The 18,794-nt window shown below is 66.1% G+C and carries 15 protein-coding genes; 3 read left to right on the top strand and 12 right to left on the bottom strand.

All coding sequences use genetic code 11. The features are described from left to right. Nucleotides 1-26: 26 nt before the first annotated feature. The 8 genes from RQI43_RS16250 to urtA all read right to left on the bottom strand — a co-directional run bounded on the left by RQI43_RS16250 (nt 27) and on the right by urtA (nt 8,223). Nucleotides 27-344 (bottom strand): zinc ribbon domain-containing protein, encoded by a 318-nt coding sequence (locus RQI43_RS16250; RefSeq protein ID WP_311275806.1) that lies wholly within the window; start codon nt 342-344, stop codon nt 27-29. Nucleotides 345-585: 241 nt separating this feature from the next. Further along, nucleotides 586-1,815, bottom strand: coding sequence for a formamidase (gene fmdA, locus RQI43_RS16255; RefSeq protein ID WP_056422266.1), 1,230 nt, complete (start codon nt 1,813-1,815; stop codon nt 586-588). A gap of 114 nt (nt 1,816-1,929) precedes the next feature. Further along, nucleotides 1,930-2,946 carry an alpha/beta fold hydrolase gene (locus RQI43_RS16260; protein ID WP_207414353.1) on the bottom strand — a complete coding sequence of 339 codons (1,017 nt, stop codon included), beginning with the start codon at nt 2,944-2,946 and terminating at the stop codon, nt 1,930-1,932. A gap of 53 nt (nt 2,947-2,999) precedes the next feature. Further along, nucleotides 3,000-3,752 (bottom strand): urea ABC transporter ATP-binding subunit UrtE, encoded by a 753-nt coding sequence (gene urtE / locus RQI43_RS16265; RefSeq protein WP_405030639.1) that lies wholly within the window; start codon nt 3,750-3,752, stop codon nt 3,000-3,002. Between the two features lie 14 nt (nt 3,753-3,766). Further along, on the bottom strand, nt 3,767-4,552 hold the full coding sequence (urtD, locus tag RQI43_RS16270) for an urea ABC transporter ATP-binding protein UrtD (RefSeq protein ID WP_018041704.1): 786 nt from the start codon (nt 4,550-4,552) through the stop codon (nt 3,767-3,769). A gap of 14 nt (nt 4,553-4,566) precedes the next feature. Next, a complete protein-coding gene (gene urtC, locus RQI43_RS16275; RefSeq protein ID WP_207414355.1) occupies nt 4,567-5,733 on the bottom strand; it encodes an urea ABC transporter permease subunit UrtC in 1,167 nt (388 codons plus the stop codon). Nucleotides 5,734-5,746: 13 nt separating this feature from the next. Continuing rightward, complete coding sequence (gene urtB / locus RQI43_RS16280) at nt 5,747-6,673, bottom strand: urea ABC transporter permease subunit UrtB (RefSeq protein ID WP_018041706.1); 927 nt, start codon at nt 6,671-6,673, stop codon at nt 5,747-5,749. Between the two features lie 290 nt (nt 6,674-6,963). After that, nucleotides 6,964-8,223, bottom strand: coding sequence for an urea ABC transporter substrate-binding protein (urtA, locus tag RQI43_RS16285; RefSeq protein ID WP_311275807.1), 1,260 nt, complete (start codon nt 8,221-8,223; stop codon nt 6,964-6,966). A 475-nt stretch (nt 8,224-8,698) separates the two neighbouring features. Between urtA and RQI43_RS16290 the strand changes: the two genes are divergently transcribed. Together RQI43_RS16290 and RQI43_RS16295 are read left to right on the top strand one after the other, a co-directional pair. After that, a complete protein-coding gene (locus RQI43_RS16290; protein ID WP_311275808.1) occupies nt 8,699-12,133 on the top strand; it encodes an ATP-binding protein in 3,435 nt (1,144 codons plus the stop codon). Then, the gene (locus RQI43_RS16295) at nt 12,126-13,028 is read left to right on the top strand and encodes a DNA-binding response regulator (RefSeq protein WP_311275809.1); all 903 of its coding nucleotides are present in this window, start codon (nt 12,126-12,128) and stop codon (nt 13,026-13,028) included. Before RQI43_RS16290 ends, RQI43_RS16295 begins: the two co-directional genes overlap by 8 nt. A gap of 2 nt (nt 13,029-13,030) precedes the next feature. Here the strand turns inward: RQI43_RS16295 and RQI43_RS16300 are convergent, their stop codons facing one another. Then, nucleotides 13,031-14,158 (bottom strand): acyltransferase family protein, encoded by a 1,128-nt coding sequence (locus RQI43_RS16300; RefSeq protein ID WP_405030640.1) that lies wholly within the window; start codon nt 14,156-14,158, stop codon nt 13,031-13,033. A gap of 208 nt (nt 14,159-14,366) precedes the next feature. Between RQI43_RS16300 and RQI43_RS16305 the strand changes: the two genes are divergently transcribed. Beyond that, a complete protein-coding gene (locus RQI43_RS16305) occupies nt 14,367-14,861 on the top strand; it encodes a lipocalin-like domain-containing protein (protein WP_311275811.1) in 495 nt (164 codons plus the stop codon). A gap of 61 nt (nt 14,862-14,922) precedes the next feature. Here RQI43_RS16305 and RQI43_RS16310 read toward each other — a convergent pair whose 3' ends face one another. From RQI43_RS16310 to RQI43_RS16320, 3 genes are all read right to left on the bottom strand, one after another. Then, a complete protein-coding gene (locus RQI43_RS16310; RefSeq protein WP_311275812.1) occupies nt 14,923-17,130 on the bottom strand; it encodes a TonB-dependent siderophore receptor in 2,208 nt (735 codons plus the stop codon). Between the two features lie 273 nt (nt 17,131-17,403). Continuing rightward, nucleotides 17,404-17,787, bottom strand: coding sequence for a restriction endonuclease (locus RQI43_RS16315; protein ID WP_311275813.1), 384 nt, complete (start codon nt 17,785-17,787; stop codon nt 17,404-17,406). Nucleotides 17,788-17,797: 10 nt separating this feature from the next. Next, nucleotides 17,798-18,631 (bottom strand): alpha/beta hydrolase, encoded by an 834-nt coding sequence (locus tag RQI43_RS16320; RefSeq protein ID WP_311275814.1) that lies wholly within the window; start codon nt 18,629-18,631, stop codon nt 17,798-17,800. Nucleotides 18,632-18,794: the final 163 nt, after the last annotated feature.

Here is an 18,794-nt window from a genome sequence, read left to right on the forward strand (position 1 = left end):
GCAGAGGGGGGAGGGTGTGGCAGCTTTCAGTGGCTGATCATCCACGGCCGCGCGTTGGGGAAGCTTTTGGCAGCCGCCGGCTGCTTGGTTTTCGAGGCCCCCGAGCAACAGCCGCAGCCGGCTCCGTGCCCCGATGATTTGCGGGGCGCGTGGGCGCTCCGCTCGTTAACCGCATGCGCCTTGCGCCGGCCCGCATCCATGGAGGCGAGGTTGGGCGCGGTGAGGAAGGCGCGGCCGCAGGACGAGCCGCAATCGGGGCAGTCATGCGGGTCCTTGAACAGCGCCATCGGGCGCAGCACCGTGAAGGGCCCGCAGGCGTCGCAGGCATAATCGTAGACGGGCATGGGGGCCTCTCGAAGGATCGACAATGGGCGACGCGACGGGGGAAACGTACTTCCCCCCAAAGGGCTGTCGGTCTCATGCATCGCATGCGTCGCGCGCCTTCCCTCCCCCTTGTGGGGAGGGATCGAGGGTGGGGGTGGTGGGGTGACCCTCGACCTCTGGAGGCTGACGGAGCCACCCCCACCCCTTACCCCTCCCCACAAGGGGGAGGGAAGGCGCTCGACTGAAGGGCAGGACCGCCTCTCAAAGATCCGGCGAGAGCGGCATCTGGATCGAGCCGTCGATATGCTTGATCGGCCCGTCCGCACCCGGATTGATGTCGAAGTCGAAGATCTTCGTCGGAATCCAGAGCGTGGCGCAGGCGTTGGGGATGTCGACGACGCCGGAGATGTGGCCCTGGACCGGGGCGGTGCCGAGGATTGAATAGGCCTGGGCGCCCGAATAGCCGAACTTCTTCAGGTATTCGATGGCGTTGAGGCAAGCCTGCCGGTAGGCCACGGTCACGTCGAGGTAATGCTGCTTGCCGTATTCATCGACGGAGATGCCCTCGAAGATCAGGTGATCGTCGAATTTGGGCGTCATCGGCGACGGCTTGAAGATCGGGTTCTTGATCCCGTATTTCGACATGCCGTCCTTGATCAGGCTGACCTTGAGATGGACCCAGCCCGCCATTTCGATGGCGCCGCAGAAGGTGATCTCGCCATCGCCCTGGCTGAAATGCAGGTCGCCCATGGAGAGGCCGGCGCCCGGCACGTAGACGGGGAAGTAGATCTTCGAGCCGCGCGACAGATCCTTGATGTCGCAATTGCCGCCATGCTCGCGGCCCGGCACCGTGCGGGCGCCTTCCGCCGCGGCCTTGTCCTTCGCCTCGCCCTTGAGCCGGCCCATATGGGCGGTGGGGCCGAAGGGCAGCGTGGCGAGCGCCGGCACCCGGCCGGGATTGGTGTCGTAGAGCGCCTTCTCGCGGGTGTTCCAGGTGTCCAGCATCTTCGGATCGGGCAGGCAGCCGATCAGGCCGGGATGGATCAGGCCGGGGAAGCGCACGCCGGGGATGTGGCGCGACTTGGTGAACATGCCCTCGAAATCCCAGATCGACTTCTGCGCCTGAGGGAAGTGTTCGTCGAGGAAGCCGCCGCCGTTCTTCTTGGAGAAGAAGCCGTTGAAGCCCCACTGGCTCTCGGGCTTGGCGCCGATATCGAGGAGATCGACCACCAGGAGATCGCCGGGCTCCGCGCCCTCGACGCCGATGGGGCCGGAGAGGAAGTGGACGATCGACAGGTCGATGTCGCGCACGTCGTCGGCGGAATCGTTGTTCTTGATGAAGCCGCCGGTCCAGTCATAGGTCTCGACGATGAAGTCGTCGCCGGGCTTGACCATGGCCACCATCGGAATGTCCGGGTGCCAGCGATTGTGGACCATGTCGTTGTCGTAGGCCGACTGCGTCAGGTCGACCTTGATCAGGGTCTCAGCCATCGTTGTTCGACTCCCTCTGGCGTGACCGGGGCGTGCGCCCCGTTTGGGCCGGCCGGCTCATCCGGCGGGCCGTGGACGATGGCCGGCGGCGCCCTTGGCGGCGCTGCCCGGCGTTCAGCTCGCGAGCAGCTCTTTGAGCGCGGCGTCGAGCGTGGCGATGTCGTCGGGGCTGGTGCCGGGACCGCCGGCGAAATGGCCCCACCAGGTCTCGATCACCCGCAACTCGGCGTTCGGCATCGATTCCGCCTCGATCCGGTTGTCCTCCGGCGGGAAGTACAGGTCGGTAGAGGCCGGCATCAGGATCGCCTTGGCGCGGATCGCGGCAAGCGCAGCCTTGGTGTCGCCCTTGAAGACCGGATTGGCGCCGATATCGCCGTTCTGCCAGGTCCAGAGCATGGCCAGCAGATCGTTGGCATCGCGGGTGTAGAACAGGCCTTCCCAGAACCCGACGAGGAAATCCTCCAGGGACGCGTAGCCCATATGGGTCAGGTCGGCTTCGATCCGGTAGAAGGTCTGCGACAGGCCCCAGCCGGCATAGACCCGGCCGAAGGCCCGCAGCCCCTTGTTCGGCGGCGACGTGTACCAACCCTCCGCGAAAGCGGCGTCCGCCTGCAGGGCGGCTTTCGCCCCTTCGAGGAAGACGAAGTTGTGCCGCGAACACTTGGCCGAACCCTGAAACGGCAGGATGCGCGGAACCATGTCGGGATAGAGCGCGCCCCAATGGTAGGTCTGGAGCGCACCCATCGACCAGCCCGTCACCAGCACCAGCGTCTCGATGCCGAAATGCTCGGTGACGAGGCGGTGCTGGGCCACGACGTTGTCGTAGGCCGTCACATTGGGAAAGCGCGGCCCGTCCCAGGGGGCGGGCGTGTTGCTCGGCGAGGACGAGAGCCCATTGCCGAACATGTTCGGGATGATGATGAAGTATTTGTCCGGGTCGAGGGCCTTGCCCGGCCCGATCAACCATTCGTTCTCCGTGTGTTGGCCCGAATACCAGGTCGGATAGACGATGGCGTTGTCCTTGGCCGCGTTGAGCGTTCCGAAGGTCTTGAAGGCGAGCTTGGCCTTGCGCAGCGTCTTACCGCATTGGAGCACATAGTCGCCGAGTTCGAAGATCTCGTAATCCGCCATGGGGGCTCCCTGGAGCTGTGTTGCGGAACGGCGGGCGGATGCTGCCCCGGTGATCAGACCGAGAGGAAGCGGGCGACCTGTGCCTCGTCGATATCCGCCCGCATCGCCTCGTGGACGATGTTGCCGTTCTCGATGACGAGGACCCGGTCGGCGACGTCGAGGGCGAAGCTCAGCACCTGCTCCGAGACGACGATGGAAAGGCCGCGCTCGTCGCGGATCTTCTTCAGGGTCCGTCCCATCTCGCGGATGATCGAGGGCTGGATGCCCTCGGTCGGCTCGTCGAGGAGGAGCACCTTCGGACGGCTGGCCAGGGCCCGCGCGATGGCCAGTTGCTGCTGCTGGCCGCCGGAAAGGTTGCCGCCGCGTCTTGCCTTCATCTCCAGCAGGACCGGGAACATCGTGTAGAGGTCCTGCGGAACCTTGCGCTCCTTGGTGACGGTCAGGCCCGTCTCGATATTCTCCTGCACCGTCATGGCCGAGAAGATCATCCGGCCCTGCGGCACGTAGGCGAGGCCGCCCGCCACGCGCTGGTGGCTCTTGAGGGCGGTGATGTCCCGGCCGTCGACCGTGATGGTGCCGGACTTCACCGGGACGATCCCCATCAGGGTCTTCATCAGCGTGGTCTTGCCCATGCCGTTGCGGCCCATCACGGCGACGATCTCGCCGGGTGCGATGCTGATGTCGAGGCCGTGCAGCACCTCGCTCTGGCCATAGGCTGAGTGGAGGTCGCGGATCGCCAGCATCGGCTGAGCCCCGAGGGCGGGCGCCGGCGGGAGGGTGGCCAAGGCGGAACTGGTCTGAAGCATGGCGCCGGTCCTGTTCAGTGGCCGAGATAGACTTCGATGACCTTCGGGTCGTTCTTCACCCGCTCCATCGAGCCTTCGGAGAGCACCTTGCCCTGGTGCAGCACGGTGACCCGGTGGGCGATGTCCTCGACGAACTTCATGTCGTGCTCGATCACCAGCACCGAGCGGCCGACGATGATCTGGTTGAGGAGTTCGGCGGTCTTGATGCGCTCGCCGACGCTCATTCCGGCCACCGGCTCGTCGAGCATCAGGAGTTCGGGGTCCTGGATCAGCAGCATGCCGATCTCGAGCCATTGCTTCTGGCCGTGGCTGAGGAACTCGGCCCGCTCTTTGAGCTGATCTTTCAGGAAGATCATGGTCGCGACTTCGTGGATTCGGTCGCGGACCTCGGCATCGCGTTTGAAGGTCAGCGCACCCCACACCGTGCGGCCGCGGGGGAAGGAGATCTCCAAATTCTCGAACACCGTGAGGTCGTCGTAGATCGACGGCGTCTGGAACTTGCGGCCGACGCCGGCCTGGACGATGGCGCTCTCCGAGATCTTGGTGAGTTCCTGGCCCTTGAACTTGATCGACCCGGCGCTGGCCTTGGTGCGCCCGCAGATCAGGTCGAGCACCGTGGTCTTGCCGGCGCCGTTGGGGCCGATGATGACGCGGATCTCGTTGGGATCGACGTAGAACGACACGTCGTTCACCGCCTTGAAGCCGTCGAAGGAGACGGTGAGGGCTTCCACCGAGAGGAGGAAGTCCTTCGCGTCGGGGGATTCGCCGATGATCGGCGAGCTCAGGATGGCGGCGTTCATCGTCAGTCTCGCTCCTATTCGGCGGGGGTGCCGTGGGGGACGGGCGCACCCACCGGCGCCAGGGCCTTCACCTTGCGGGTCAGGCGCGGCTCGACATAGCTGCGGTAGATGCCGGCCAAGCCGTTGGGGAAGGCGAGTACGACGGCGATGAACAGGGCGCCGAGGCCGAAGAGCCAGAGTTCGGGGAAGCTCTCCGAGAAGGTGGTCTTGGCCCAGTTGACCAGAAGCGTGCCCCAGACGGCGCCGAACAGGGACAGGCGCCCGCCGACGGCGGCGTAGATCACCATCTCGATGGAGGGCACGATGCCGACGAAGGACGGCGACATGAACCCGACCTGCAGGGTGAACATCGCCCCGCCGATGGCGGCGAAGCCGGCCGCGAGGCAGAAGGCGAAGACCTTGAACCCGGCCACGGAATAGCCCGAGAACCGGACCCGGTCCTCCTTGTCGCGCATGGCGAGGAGGATGCGCCCGAGCTTGGCCTTCTTCACGTATTGCGCCGCCAGGATGCAGCCGAGGAGCAGGCCGCCATTGACGAAGTAGAGGATGAACTTCGCGCTGTCGGTGCGGATGTCCCAACCGTGCAGGGTCCGCAGGTCGGTGATGCCGTTGATGCCGCCGGTATAGCCCTGCTGGCCGACGATGAGGATCGTCAGGATCGCGGCGATGGCCTGGGTGATGATGGCGAAGTAGGTGCCGCCGACCCGGCGGGTGAACATCGCGAAGCCGATGATGAAGGCGAAGAACACCGGCACGGCCACGACGAGGATCAGCGTCAGCGGCAGACTCTGGAACGGCTTCCACATCAGGGGAAGTTCGGTGATCTGGTTCCAGTCCATGAAGTCCGGGATGCCCGGCGTCGACTGGATCTTGGTGTTCTCGACGCTGGAGGCTTCGAGCTTCAGGTACATGGCCATGCAATAGCCGCCGAGGCCGAAGAACACGCCCTGTCCGAGAGACAGGATGCCGGCATAGCCCCAGCACATGACGAGGCCCAGCGCCACGAAGGCGTAGGTGAGATACTTGCCGACTAGGTTGAGGCGGAACGCGTCGAGGGTCGCCGGCAGGACGAAGAGGATGAGACCGGCGAGCAGCGCGAGGCTCACCCACTCCATCGGTTTCATGAAGGGATTGTCGTTCACGGTGAGCGACTTCGACAGGGTCTGGACGGGGCTTGTCATCGGGATGGCCTCCTCAGCGCCGGACCTTGAGAGTGAACAGACCCTGCGGGCGAACCATCAGGATCCCGACGACGGCGAGCAGCGTCAGAACCTTGGCGGTGGAGCCGGACAGGAAGAATTCGAGGGTCGACTGGGTCTGCGAGATCGAGAAGGCCGAGGCGATGGTGCCGAGCAGGCTCGCCGCGCCGCCGAAGACGACGATCAGGAAGGTGTCGACGATGTAGAGCTGGCCCGAGGTCGGCCCGGTGGAGCCGATCATGGTGAAGGCCGAGCCGGCCACACCGGCGATGCCGCAGCCGAGGCCGAACGTGTAGCGATCCACCTTCTCGGTATCGATGCCGACCGCGCCGGCCATGGGGCGGTTCTGCATCACCGCACGCACCTGCTGGCCGAAGCGCGAGCGGTACATCAGCAGGCCGACGCCGACGGTGATGAGAGTCGTGATCGCCATCACGAACAGGCCGTTGATCGGCACCTCGATCGTGTCGGTGACCTGGACCGAACCGATGAGCCAGGAGGGCAGCTCGACGCCGACTTCGCGGGCCCCGAAGATGGTGCGGTAGGCCTGCTGCAGGATCAGCGACAGGCCCCAGGTGGCGAGCAGCGTATCGAGGGGGCGCTTGTAGAGATGCCGGATGAGCGTCCATTCGACGATCATCCCCAGGGCTCCCGAGGCCAGGAAGGCCAGGATCATCGCCACGAAGAAGTAGACCCCGAACAGGCCGGGCAGGTGGGTCTGGAAGAAGGTCGAGCACAGATAGGTGACGTAGGCGCCGAGGATCATGAACTCCCCATGCGCCATGTTGATCACGCCCATCTGGCCGAAGATGACCGCGAGGCCGAGGGCCATCAGCACGTAGACCGAGAACAGGATCAGGCCGGCGAAACCCTGCATCGCGAAGATCGCGCCGAGATCTCCGAGGGAATAGTCACCGAGCATGTTTTCGTACTCCGAGGGAGGCAATGACGGTCGTGCAATCCTTGGGCCGCCGGCGTCTTCCCTTCCGAATGGGCGACGGTATCTGGCATCCCGTCATTCCGGGGCGCCGTAGGCGAGCCCGGAATCCAGAGCCGCCGACGGTGCAGAACCTTGTGGAACCTGCGTTTCTGGATCCCGGGCTCCACTGCGTGGACCCGGGATGACGGAGTGTCCGAGTTTCCGGTGGAGGCTCTCGTCGCCAGCTATTGTCCCGTCTGGACGACGAGGAAATCTACGCCGATAGCGCAGTCCTACTGGTAGCCCTTCGGGAAGGGGTTCGGCTCGATGAGCGTGGGGCTCTCGTAGACGATCTCGAACTGGCCGCTCGGCAGAGCCTTTGCGACGCGGGTCTTCGACCAGAGATGGTGGTTCGGGTGGATCTTGACGTAGCCTTCGGGGGCTTCCTTGAACTCGATGTCGGCGGAGGCTGCGACCACCTTGTCGACGTCGAAGGAGCCGGCCTTCTCGCAGGCCATCTTCCACAGGAACGGGCCGAGATAAGCGGCCTGGGTCACGTCGCCGATGACGGTCTTCTCGCCCCACATCTTGTGGAAGGCGGCGACGAACTTCTCGTTGTTGGCGTTCTTGAGCGACTGGAAGTACTTCATGCAGGAATAGGCGCCCGCGATGTTGTCGCCGCCGATGCCGTCGATCTCGTCTTCCGTCACGGAGATGGTCAGCAGGGTCTGCTTGTTGAGGTCGATACCGGCCGCCTTGAGCTGCTTGTAGAACGCCACGTTCGAGCCGCCGACGACGTCGGTGAAGATCACGTCGGGCTTGGTCAGCTTGATCTTGTTGATGACCGAGTTGAACTGGGTGTGGCCCAGCGGGAAATATTCCTCGCCGACGACCTTGGTCTTCAGCACGTTCTCGATGTGCTTGCGGGCGATCTTGTTCGAGGTGCGCGGCCAGATATAGTCCGAGCCGATGAAGAAGAACGTCTTGGCGCCCTTCTCCTTGGTCACCCAGTTGAGCGATTCGAGGATCTGCTGCGTGGCTTCCTGGCCGGTATAGATGACGTTCTTGGACTGCTCCAGGCCCTCGTAGAAGGTCGGGTAGTAGAGCAGGCCGTTATACTGTTCGAACACCGGAAGCGCGGCCTTGCGCGAGGCGGAGGTCCAGCAGCCCATCACGGCGGCGCAATGGTCGTTGACGAGGAGCTTCTTGGCCTTCTCGGCGAAGGTCGGCCAGTCGGAGGCGCCGTCCTCCTGGATGATCTTGATCTTGCGGCCCAGCACGCCGCCCATCTCGTTGATCTGCGCGATGGCGAGCTTCTCCGCCTGGATCGATCCGGTCTCGGAGATCGCCATCGTGCCGGTGGCGGAATGGAGGATGCCGACGGTGACTTCGGTGTCGGTCACCGCGAGGCCGGTGGTGTTCACCGCCGAGGTCGGAGGAGCCGCAGCGAAGGCGCTGCGCGGCATCATGGCCATGGCCGGAATGCTCGCCAGACCCATGAGAAGTTTGCGACGGAGGGCCGAGTGCGGTCCGTGCTCGTTGTCGGCTGCCATCCTGCGTGAACCCCTTCCAGGAAATGTCCCGCCGGCTCCTGCATAAGGCGGGCCGTTGCGGATGGCGGAAGCTAGGCGTGATGGCGCGGCGCAGCATATACGCTGTTTTGCGTAGGGAGGTAGGTTGCATCGCCCTCCTCCCCAGCGGATCTCGGGCTTGCCCGAGATCCGTCGAGCTTGTGGGGAGGAGTTGGAGGTGAGGGTGGTGTGGCGACCCTCCGCTTACGGAGACTGGCGGAGCCACCCCCACTCCTAACCTCTCCCCACAAGGGGGAGAGGGACGCGCTCTGCCTGAAATAGCAGATGTGTGAATCCCGTAGTCCCGTGGAGCAAGGCCTCGACGCGGCTCTCCTGGTGTACCAATGTCTCCCGGCCCCGCGGCACGGGGATTGCTGATCGACCGCCGTTTACCCGTGACCGCATGCGGGCCGGCTCCTCCCACACGTGACGCTGACCGGGCAGACTGAACGACCCCATGAGCGGCCGCCAGCAGATTCCCCCGATCCGGCGAGCCTATAACCGCTTCGTCGCGGACGAGACCCTCGAAGATTACGCCCTTCGCTTCACCGCCAAGAAGGCGCGGCGCTGGTCGAGCCTGCGGGTGGCGCAGACGGCATTGGGGTCGCTCTCGTTCCTGGCACTGGAGGCGATCGGCGGCACTCTCGTCCTGGCCACGGGCTTCACCAACACGGCGGCGGCGGTGCTGTTCGTGGGCGTGCTGATCTTCGCCACCGCCGTGCCGATCAGCCTCTATGCCGCGCGCTACGGCGTCGACATCGATCTCCTCACCCGCGGGGCCGGCTTCGGCTATCTCGGCTCCACCATCACCTCGCTGATCTATGCGAGCTTCACCTTCCTGTTCTTCGCCATCGAGGCGTCGATCATGGCGCTGGCGCTGCAACTCTGCCTCGGCCTGCCGCTCTGGATCGGTTATATCGTCAGCGCGGTCGTGGTGATCCCCCTCGTTATCTACGGGATCAGCCTGATCAGCCGGTTCCAGATCTGGACCCAGCCGCTCTGGATCGGGCTCAACCTCCTGCCCCTGGGCTTCATCGCGTGGAAGAGCGGCCCCGCCTTCGGTGACCACCTGTCCTATCCGGGGGCGTCGGAAGCCGTCGGCTCCATCTCCACATTCATGGGCTACCCGATCTCGGGCTTCGACCTCGCCCAGTTCGGCCTCGCCTCCGCCATCCTCCTCGCGCTGTTGGCGCAGATCGGCGAGCAGGTGGATTTCCTCCGCTTCGTCCCGCCGGCCGAGACGTCCGAATCGGGGAGCAATCCGCGCTGGTGGCTCGCCGTGCTCGGGGCCGGGGCGGGCTGGATCCTGCCCGGCATGTTCAAGATCATGCTCGGCGCCTTCCTGGCGGTGCTGGCCCTTGGGCAGGGCGTGCCCTACGATCAGGCGGCCGAGCCGACGCAGATGTATGTGGTCGCCTTCGGCTACGTGATGCCGTCACGGGAGGGGGCGATCCTCCTCACCGGCCTGTTCGTGGTGATCTCGCAGCTCAAGATCAACGTCACCAACGCCTATGCCGGCTCCATCGCCTGGTCGAATTTCTTCTCGCGCCTGACCCACAGCCATCCCGGCCGCGTGGTCTGGCTCGTCTTCAACGTCGCCATCGCGCTCCTGCTGATGGAGCTCGGCATCGACAAGACCCTCGCCAGCACGCTCTCGCTCTATGCGGTTGTGGTCTCGGCCTGGGTCGGTGCTCTCTCGGCGGATCTGGCCATCAACAAGCCCCTCGGCCTGTCGCCGCCGGGGATCGAGTTCAAGCGCGCGCATCTCTACGCCGTGAACCCGGTCGGCACCGGAGCGTCCGCGCTGGCGCTGGTGGTGGGCTCCCTCGCTTATGTGGGTCTGCTTGGGGGCGGGCTCCAGAACTTCGCGCCGCTTCTGGCCCTCGTCACCGCCTTCGCCGCCGCACCCGCCATCGCCTACGCCACCGGCGGCCGGTACTACCTCGCCAGGCCCGCTACCGCCGAATGGGGCGGGCGCGCGGAGATCCAGTGCACCGTCTGCGAGCATCCGTTCGAGGGCGAGGACATGGCCCATTGCCCGGCCTATGCCGGGCCGATCTGCTCGCTCTGCTGCTCCCTCGACGCCCGCTGCGGCGACCTGTGCAAGCCGCATGGCCGCCTGGAGGCGCAGGCCCAGGGCGTGCTCTCGCGGATCATGCCCGAGAAGACCGCCGCCTGGATCGGGGCGCCCCTCGGCCGCTACCTCGCCCTCATGCTCACCCTCGTCTCGGTGATCGGGCTCATTCTCGGCATCGTCCATGGCGGGATTTCGACGACGCAGCCGGAGCATCGCGAGACCCTGCGCGCCGCGCTGACCAGCGTGTTCTTCATCCTCGTGGTCATCCTCGGCATCGTCGCCTGGCTGTTCGTGCTCGCCCAGGAGAGCCGCCGCGTGGCGCAGGAGGAGACCACCCGCCAGACCGCCCTCTACGAGGCCGAGATCGAGGCCCACAAGATCACCGATGCCAAGCTGCAGCAGGCCAAGGAGACGGCCGAGGCCGCCAACCTCGCCAAGAGCCGCTACGTGGTGGGCATGAGCCACGAACTGCGCACGCCGCTCAACGCCGTCCTCGGCTACGCGCAGCTGCTGGAGGGGGACGACGACATCCCCGCTCCGCGCCGCAACGGCATCCGCGTCATCCGGCGCAGCGCCCAGCACCTGTCGGGCCTGATCGACGGCCTCCTCGACATTTCGCGCATGGAGGCGGGGCGCCTCCAGATCCACCGCAACGAATTCCGCCTCGCCGAATTCCTGGACCAGATCGTCGACATGGTCCGGCTCCAGGCCAACGCCGCCGGCCTCGAATTCCGGTTCTCGCGCCCGCCCGTGCTGCCGGCCGTGGTGGCGGCGGACGAGAAGCGCCTTCGCCAGATCCTGCTCAACCTCCTCTCCAACGCGATCAAGTTCACGGAAACCGGTTGGGTCTCCCTGGAGATGACCTATCGCAGCCAGGTCGCGGTGTTCTCGATTCGCGATAGCGGCCTCGGCATTCCCGAGGGCGACCTGCAGCGGATCTTCGGACCCTTCGAGCGCGGCTCGCTGCCCGCCGCCCGCAACACGCCGGGAACCGGGCTCGGGCTCACCATCGCGCATCTCCTCGCCCAGGTGATGGGCGGCGAGGTCAGCGTGGAGAGCGAAGTCGGCCGTGGCACCTGCTTCAGCCTTCGGCTCATGCTGGCCTCGGTGCACCGCCCGGCCGGTCCCAAGCCCGCCGAACCGTCCGAGCGCGCCGCCGGCAGCCGGCGGGAGAGGCCGGTCCATGTCGGGCCGCCGCGCGTGGTGCTGGTGGCGGACGACGATGCCGCGCATCGCGCCCTCATGCGCGAGGTGCTCGAACCGCTCGGCCTCGTCGTGCTGGAATCCCCCGACGGGCCGCATTGCCTGAACCTGGCGATGGAGCGCCGGCCCGACATCATCCTTCTCGACATAGCCATGCCGGGGATGAGCGGCTGGGCCGTGGCCAAGGCCCTGCGCGATGCCGGGCTCTCCTCCCGCATCGCCATCATGTCCGCCAACGTCCACGAGATCAGCCCGATCCGGGGCGACGACGCCCCGCATGACGAGATCATCCCGAAGCCCTTCGACCTGCGCGACTTCCTGGAGCGGATCGACCGGCTGCTGGCGCTGGGCCAGCCCGCCCCGTCCGCGCCCGCCTTGGCCGAGGCTCCGCCCCGGAGCGGACAAGGCGGCGAATCCCTGCGCCAGGACCATATCGCCGAGCTGATCCGCCTCGGCCGGATCGGCCATGTCCGCGGCATCGAAGCCAAGCTGACGGAGCTCGAAGGCCAGTCGGCCATGCCCGCCGAGATCGCCGCGCAGATGCGCGGGCTCGTGGCCTCCTACGACCTCCGGCGCTACGTACGCATCCTCGAAGGGATGCGCGATGGCTGAGACGCAGCGCGACATCGTCCTCGTCGTCGACGATTCCCCCGAGACCCTGAGCTTCCTCACGGAGGCGATCGAGCGCTCCGGCGCCACCGTCCTGGTGGCGGTGGCGGGCGACCTCGCTTTGGCGCTGGTGGAGGAGATCACCCCCGACATCATCCTGCTTGATGCAATGATGCCCGGCATGGACGGGTTCGAGACCTGCCGCCGCCTGAAGGCGCGCAGCGACCTCGCCCTCGTGCCGGTGATCTTCATGACCGGCCTGTCCGAGACCGAACACATCGTGAAGGGCCTGGAGGCGGGCGGCAGCGACTACGTCACCAAGCCGATCGCCCCCGACGAGATCCTGGCCCGCATCCGCGTGCATCTGGCGAGCGCGCGGGCCGCGCAGAGCGCGCGGGCGGCCCTCGACACGACCGGCCGCACACTCTTCGCTGTGGATCGCCAGGGCACCGTCCTGTGGAGCACGCCGCAGGCCGCCCGCGTGCTGGCCAAGCTCGGCGACGGGGGCTCGCGCCTGCCCGAGGCCGGCCGCTCCTGGCTCGCCGAACAGCTGAAGGGCGGCAACGCGGCCTCCGTCACGCTGCCGGATACGGAGGGCGCCGCCCATAGCCTCAGCCTCATCGGCACCACCGGCGACGAGGTGCTGCTGCGCCTCTCCCGCGATGCTTCCGCCAGCGGCATCGAGCGCCTGCGCGCCAACCTGCCGATCACCGCCCGCGAGGCCGACGTGCTGTTCTGGCTGTCGCGGGGCAAGGCGAGCCGCGATATCGGCGACATCCTCGGCCTGTCACCGCGCACGGTGACGAAGCATCTGGAGAGCATCTACGCCAAGCTCGGCGTCGAGAACCGCACCGCCGCCTCGATGATCGCCTCCCGCTACATCGACGATCAGGCCTGATTTCAGCCTGTTGCCGCTGTCCTCGCGGATCGCGGTGGCGTCTCGGCGACGATGTGGAACGCTGCCGGGCGACGGAACAGGAAGACGAAGGGCGTGTGGCGCACCACCCGCTCGATGGCGAGGGGGACGAGCACGGCGACGAGGGTCACGACGAGGCTGGCCAGCCCGATATCGGCGATGGCGCCGGTCTTCACGATGAGCGTCCGGGTCGCCGCCATGGGCAGGAAGAACGCGAGGTAGATCACGATCGAGCGCTCGCCGCAGGCTCTGAGCGCCGCCGTCACCGGCCCCCCGGCGAGGGTGAGCAATGCGCCGACGGCCACGATGGCGAGCGCCCCGGCCCCGCCGAGGGCCAGGCTGACGAGGGGCAGGCTCGCGAGCGTCGGAAATGTCTCGTGGCCTGTGGAGGTGAAGGCGAAGAGGCCGTTCACCAATGCCCAGGCCGCGAGGCCGCCGAGGGCGGCACGGGGGTGGCGACGGACGAGGTCGGCGAACCGGAAGATCCAGGCCGCGAACAGGTAGCCGGCAACAAACCAGACGTAGCGGCCGCAGAATTCGGTGACGAGATCCGAATGACCTTCGAGGGGAAGGCTCTGGAGCAGGGCGGCCCCGCCGAGGAGGAGCGCCGGATGCAGGCGGCGCAGGAGCTTCGTCAGCACCGAGAAGACGGCGAGCAGATAGATGAACCAGAGGGTCGAATAGGGCTCAACCAGAGCGTGCGCGAGATGGGCAAGGAAGGCCCCCGGCCCGCCGCCGTCGACGATCTGGCCGTATTTCACCGTCGACTGGATCAGCACCCAGAGCAGGTAGAAATAGGCGAAGTGGACGACCCGCCGGTCGGCGAAGAGACGCCAGTCCCGGTCGATCACGCGGCCGACGAACAGGCCCGACAGCAGGAAGAAATCGGGAATCCGGAACGGCTTGGCGAAGGCGACGACGGTATGGAGGAAGCCCTCGCCACCCATGTCCATGCCGGTGCCGAGGGTCGAGTGCATCATCACCACGAGGACGATGCACAGGCCCTTGGCGACGTCGACCCAGGCGAGTCTCAAGGCCTCCTCGGCGCCGGGGCCTGGGATTAGGGTCGCTGGGGCCAAAGCTGCACTCCGTCGAAATCCGGGAACGAGCATGGCCGATCCGGAATCAAGGCCGGCTGCCTGTGATGCAGCTTTCCTTGATCCATGCCGAAGGCCCGGTCAACGCGAAGGTTCGGATCGCAGAGCGGTCCACAATGGCCGTTTCGCATCGGGATGGCCTCGATGTCATGGCGGAATGTCAAGTATTCGCATAATCTATTGCGCTTCGCCGGTGGCGAATCGAAAGACATGGGAGGGATTCGTGAAACTATGCGTTCCCGCCGCAGCGTGGTGCTTCGTCGCCTCGTCTGCCGTCGCGCTCGAAGCGCACGACATTCATGGAACGTGGCGCCTCGCGAGCGCCACCCGCAAGATCGTCGACACGAACGAGACGCTCGATGCTTATGGCGGACCCCGCCCCAGCGGTTGGCTCACCTACGGCAAGGACGGGCGCATGATGGTCATCTGCGCCTTCGAGGGCCGCACGAAACCCATCGCCAACGACAGGATGACCGACGAAGATCGTATCCATTTGCACAAGACGTTCTTCGCTTATGCTGGCACGTACACGCTCGATGGACAAAGGATCACGCACGCGATCGACACGTCGTGGAACGAAGCGTGGAGCGGAACCTCGCAGGTCAGGGATGTGGAACTGAAGGATGGCAAGATCATCCTGACGACCCCTCCCTTCAAGTTCAACGTCGACGGCAAGACGAGCATTCTCACCCTCGTCTGGGAGCGGTACCCTCGATGATTGCCCCGGCCTGGGGAGGCTCGCGGGGGGGGCTCGCCGAGCCCCGCCCGGTTCTACGGCGTCAGAAGTCGAGGGAGGCGGATAGGATGAAGGTCCGGGGCGATGCGACGGTCACGAAGGTGCCCGTCGTGAGCCAATAGCGGTTGTCGGCGATGTTCTCAACATTGAACCGGAAGGTGATGGGCCTGTCATAGACCAGCGTCGCGTAGCGAAGGCCGAGATCGACCCGCGTCCAGTCGGGGAAGCGCAAGGTGTTGGCGTCGGTGAGGTATGCGCCGGACGTGTAGATCACCCGGCCGTTGAGGGAGAGGCCCGGCACCCAGGGCGTATCCCATTCGAGGCCGGCGGAGACGGTGAGATCGGACACGCCGGCGGCGTCGTTCCCCCGCCGCAGGGGATCGATCGGCTTGGTCAGTTCGGGGCGCAGGAAGGTCGCGCTCGCGAACCCGCGCAGGTTGGGTGCGATGGCGCCGTAGGCCGACAGTTCCAGGCCCTGGTTGCGTTGCTCGCCATTGTAGGCCTGGGCACCGGAGGCGGTCTGGACCAGATCGGGCCGGCTGATCTGGAAGAGGGCGGCCGTCGTCGTGATGGTCCCCCAATCGACCTTGATCCCGACTTCCTGCTGATCCGACTTGTAGGGGCTGAGGATCGCGCCCGTATTGCTGAAGCCGGGACCGACGATGGTGCCTGCCGTCAGTCCTTCCGCGTAGTTCGCGTAGAGGGAAACGTTCTGCCAGGGCTTGATGACGATGCCGGCGAGGGGCGATGTGGCATCGGCATCGTATTCGCTCGTCCGTGCCTGGGTCACGGTGTCGAAGCTCTTCTGGTTCACCATCTGGTAGCGGACGCCCGCGGTGAGCAGCAGAGAATCGTCGAAGGCCGACATCGTGTCGACGACGGCGACGCTCGTCAGCGAGGTGTCGGCATAGCGTTGGGGATTGAGGCGCGCCCCGGTGACCACGGGAAGCGGCGCCGGCCGGTAGATGTTCGACGGCACCGATTCACCCGGTGTGTTCGACACATAGGCGAAGCCGTCCTCCCGATTGAACCCGGTGAAGACGAGGTTCAGCGAGTGGTTGATGAACCCTGTGTCGAAACGGGCCTTCATGCCGGCATTGCCGCTGATCGTGCTGCTCTCGGAATCGTAGAAGGCGTTGATGAGCCGGAAGTTGCCGAGAGCATCGACTCCGTTCGAGTACCCGAAGACGCGCGTATCCGGGAAGGTCTGCTGGTTGGAGCCCGCGCGATAGCCGATTCCACCATAGGCGGTCAGCCAATCCGTCAGGTCGTATTCCACGAAGGAGGCGACGGTGTTGTCGCGTTGCTTCAGCAGCGTCCCCGGAAACCAGTTGCCTCTTGCATCGGGCGGCCGGGGAATGAAGGGGATATCCGATTGTAGACTCAGCTGGGGCCGGAAGTTCTTGGTGTCTTCGTTCTGCGAGATGACATCGAGGGCCCAGCGCAGGCGTTCGCCGCGATAGTCGAGCGAGAGGGCGCCGATGCCGCTCTGCAGGTTGCCGTTGTCGATCGAGGCCTCGCCGGTCCGGCCCAGGCCGTTGAAGCGGATGCCCCATTCCTTGTTCTCGCCGGCGCGGGTACCGGCATCGACATGGACGCCGAAATTGCCATCGCTGATGAATTGCGGCGTGACGCGCACGAAAGGGATATCGAGCGCGCGCTTGGTCACGATGTTGATGCTGCCGCCGACGCTCCCGCCCGGCGGGATGCCGTACATGAAGGCACCGGGCCCTTTGAGCAGCTCGATGCGCTCGATGTATTGCGCCGCCACGCGGTTGGAGGGGACCAGTCCGTACAGGCCATTCAGGCCCACATCCTGTGACTGAACGGGAAAGCCGCGGATCTGGAACGTATCGTCGAACCCGTTGCTGCCCGTCGTCAGGCGCACCGAGGAATCGTTGATGAGCGTATCGGCGACGGTGCGCGCCTGCTGATCCTGGATCACCTGCTGGGTGAAGTTGACGGTGCTGAAGGGCGTGTTCAGCACATCCCTGGTGCCGAGGATCCCGAGGGAACCGCCGCGCGCCACCTGACCGCCGGCATAGGGGGGCGGCAGGTCTCCCAGGCGCCCCGACCCCGAACTACCCCGGCCCGCGGCGCCGGACGAGGCCTCCACCGACAGCTCGTCCAGCCGCACCGCGGTCTGCGCCCACGCGCTCGAGGATGATCCCATCCAGGCGAGACCGAGCGAGGCGGCGCCAATTGCGGAGTAACTCAGGGTTGTTGCCAGTGTCGAGACGCGCTTACGCACCGTTGCATTCCTGCTTTTGCGACAGGCATGCGAGCTTTCGGCTCGGAGCCAGCACATTGAAGATTCAAAAATTGGGGGGAACGACTTTGTGTATACGCAAGCGAATAATTTATTACATGAAATCGAGCAAGGACTTGGGAATCGTTGCTAAGGCTGCGTGCTTCCAGAGCAACAAAAACGAATTGTTCTAAAGAAAAACAGCCGACTTTACGGAGCGGCGGCCACCCGCCCGACGACCGTGCGGGGGCGACCATCGAAGCGGATGGCGGGGCGTCAGGAAACCTTGCGGCGCGAGAGTTTGCGCGCCCGCGTCATCCGCGTCGCGGCGTGGAAATCGTCCGGCTTGGTCCGCACCCAGGCGAGGAAGCCGCTGATCTCGGGATCGGCCCGCAGAACCTCGATATCGGCGAGGCGGCGGGCGATCTCGGCTTCGCTGTAGCGGGCGTGGATCGCGGAATGGCAGATCTGGTGCAGGCGGACGGTGCCGGCCTTGGCGCCGCCCTTCAGCTTGGGCGTGAGGTGGTGCAGGCTCGATTTGGCGCGCGGCGGGATCGGCCGTTCGCAGAGCGGGCAGATCGTCGGGCCGGACGGAAGGTTCCCCGTCTGCTCGTCCTCCCGCCATTGCCGGGCGCGTCGTCCCAAATTCCCGTCTCCCATCCTGCCGCTATCAACGCGGCATGGCCGGAATGGGCTCGGCACTCCTGACGGGACGGAACGTCGCTTCCGCCTCCGCGTCGCGCTGGCCGAGGAGAGAGACGTGATCGCCCGGCACGGCGACGAACCGCGCCCTGGTCCCGGCGAGGGCCGCGAGGTCGCGCCCATGCGCCACGGGAATCACGGGGTCGCCGGTGCCGTGGACGATGAGGATGCGCCCCGTCGCCTCGCCGATGCGGCGATCCGAGCGCCAGGTATCGCGCAGGAGCAGCCGGGGCAGCAGCGGGAAGTGTTCGCGGACGAGGCGGGTGAGGGAGACGAACGGCGCTTCGAGATAGAGGCCGAGATGCGGCTCGCGCGCGGCCACGGCCACGGCCACTGCCGCCCCCATGGAATGGCCGTGAAGCAGGATCGGTGCGTCCGGGGCGCGGTCACGGACGAGGCGGTAGGCCGCCAGCCCGTCCTCGATGAGGCCCGCCTCGCTCGGTGAGCCGGTCGAGCCCGGATAGCCGCGATAGGCGATGGCGAGGGTGCCCCAGCCGGCCGCGCGCCAGACCCCGTCCGAGAACCGCGCGGCATGTGGCTCGGGCAGCGAGCCGTTGCCGTGGAAGGTCAGCACCACGCCGCGTCCGGGTTCCGGTGCCCGCCACAGGCCGTAGAGGCGGTGGCCGTCGGCCGTATTCAGCGTGACCGCCTCCGTCCCGGCCGGCACCCCGCGCTCGCCCTCGCCGAAACCGCTCCCGAAAGCGCCGGGATAGATGAGATGACGCTGGAACAGGAACAGGGCGCCGAGGACCGAGGCCGAGAGCCCGAGGGCGAGGAGCAGGATGACGCGGAGCAGGGTCATGCGTGACGGGCTTGGCTCATGGAAGAGTGGTCGAGAAGGGCGGTCGGTGACGGTGCGCTGTTGAGACCACCACTTTATCGTGTCATGCGCACGAAGCTCCCGCGATGCGACGGTGCCTCGCGCGGCGCTACGAGCGTATGAGGCGTTTGGACATGGCGGAATT

This window comes from Methylobacterium sp. WCS2018Hpa-22 (genome assembly GCF_031843785.1).
Taxonomy (GTDB): Bacteria; Pseudomonadota; Alphaproteobacteria; order Rhizobiales; family Beijerinckiaceae; genus Methylobacterium.

Excerpts from the sequence above, each read along its gene's own strand:
- RQI43_RS16250 (WP_311275806.1), bottom strand. The coding sequence starts at position 344 with ATGCCCGTCTACGATTATGCCTGCGACGCCTGCGGGCCCTTCACGGTG.
- fmdA (WP_056422266.1), bottom strand. The coding sequence starts at position 1,815 with ATGGCTGAGACCCTGATCAAGGTCGACCTGACGCAGTCGGCCTACGAC.
- RQI43_RS16260 (WP_207414353.1), bottom strand. The coding sequence starts at position 2,946 with ATGGCGGATTACGAGATCTTCGAACTCGGCGACTATGTGCTCCAATGC.
- urtE (WP_405030639.1), bottom strand. The coding sequence starts at position 3,752 with ATGCTTCAGACCAGTTCCGCCTTGGCCACCCTCCCGCCGGCGCCCGCC.
- urtD (WP_018041704.1), bottom strand. The coding sequence starts at position 4,552 with ATGAACGCCGCCATCCTGAGCTCGCCGATCATCGGCGAATCCCCCGAC.
- urtC (WP_207414355.1), bottom strand. The coding sequence starts at position 5,733 with ATGACAAGCCCCGTCCAGACCCTGTCGAAGTCGCTCACCGTGAACGAC.
- urtB (WP_018041706.1), bottom strand. The coding sequence starts at position 6,673 with ATGCTCGGTGACTATTCCCTCGGAGATCTCGGCGCGATCTTCGCGATG.
- urtA (WP_311275807.1), bottom strand. The coding sequence starts at position 8,223 with ATGGCAGCCGACAACGAGCACGGACCGCACTCGGCCCTCCGTCGCAAA.
- RQI43_RS16290 (WP_311275808.1), top strand. The coding sequence starts at position 8,699 with ATGAGCGGCCGCCAGCAGATTCCCCCGATCCGGCGAGCCTATAACCGC.
- RQI43_RS16295 (WP_311275809.1), top strand. The coding sequence starts at position 12,126 with ATGGCTGAGACGCAGCGCGACATCGTCCTCGTCGTCGACGATTCCCCC.
- RQI43_RS16300 (WP_405030640.1), bottom strand. The coding sequence starts at position 14,158 with ATGCTCGTTCCCGGATTTCGACGGAGTGCAGCTTTGGCCCCAGCGACC.
- RQI43_RS16315 (WP_311275813.1), bottom strand. The coding sequence starts at position 17,787 with ATGGGAGACGGGAATTTGGGACGACGCGCCCGGCAATGGCGGGAGGAC.
- RQI43_RS16320 (WP_311275814.1), bottom strand. The coding sequence starts at position 18,631 with ATGACCCTGCTCCGCGTCATCCTGCTCCTCGCCCTCGGGCTCTCGGCC.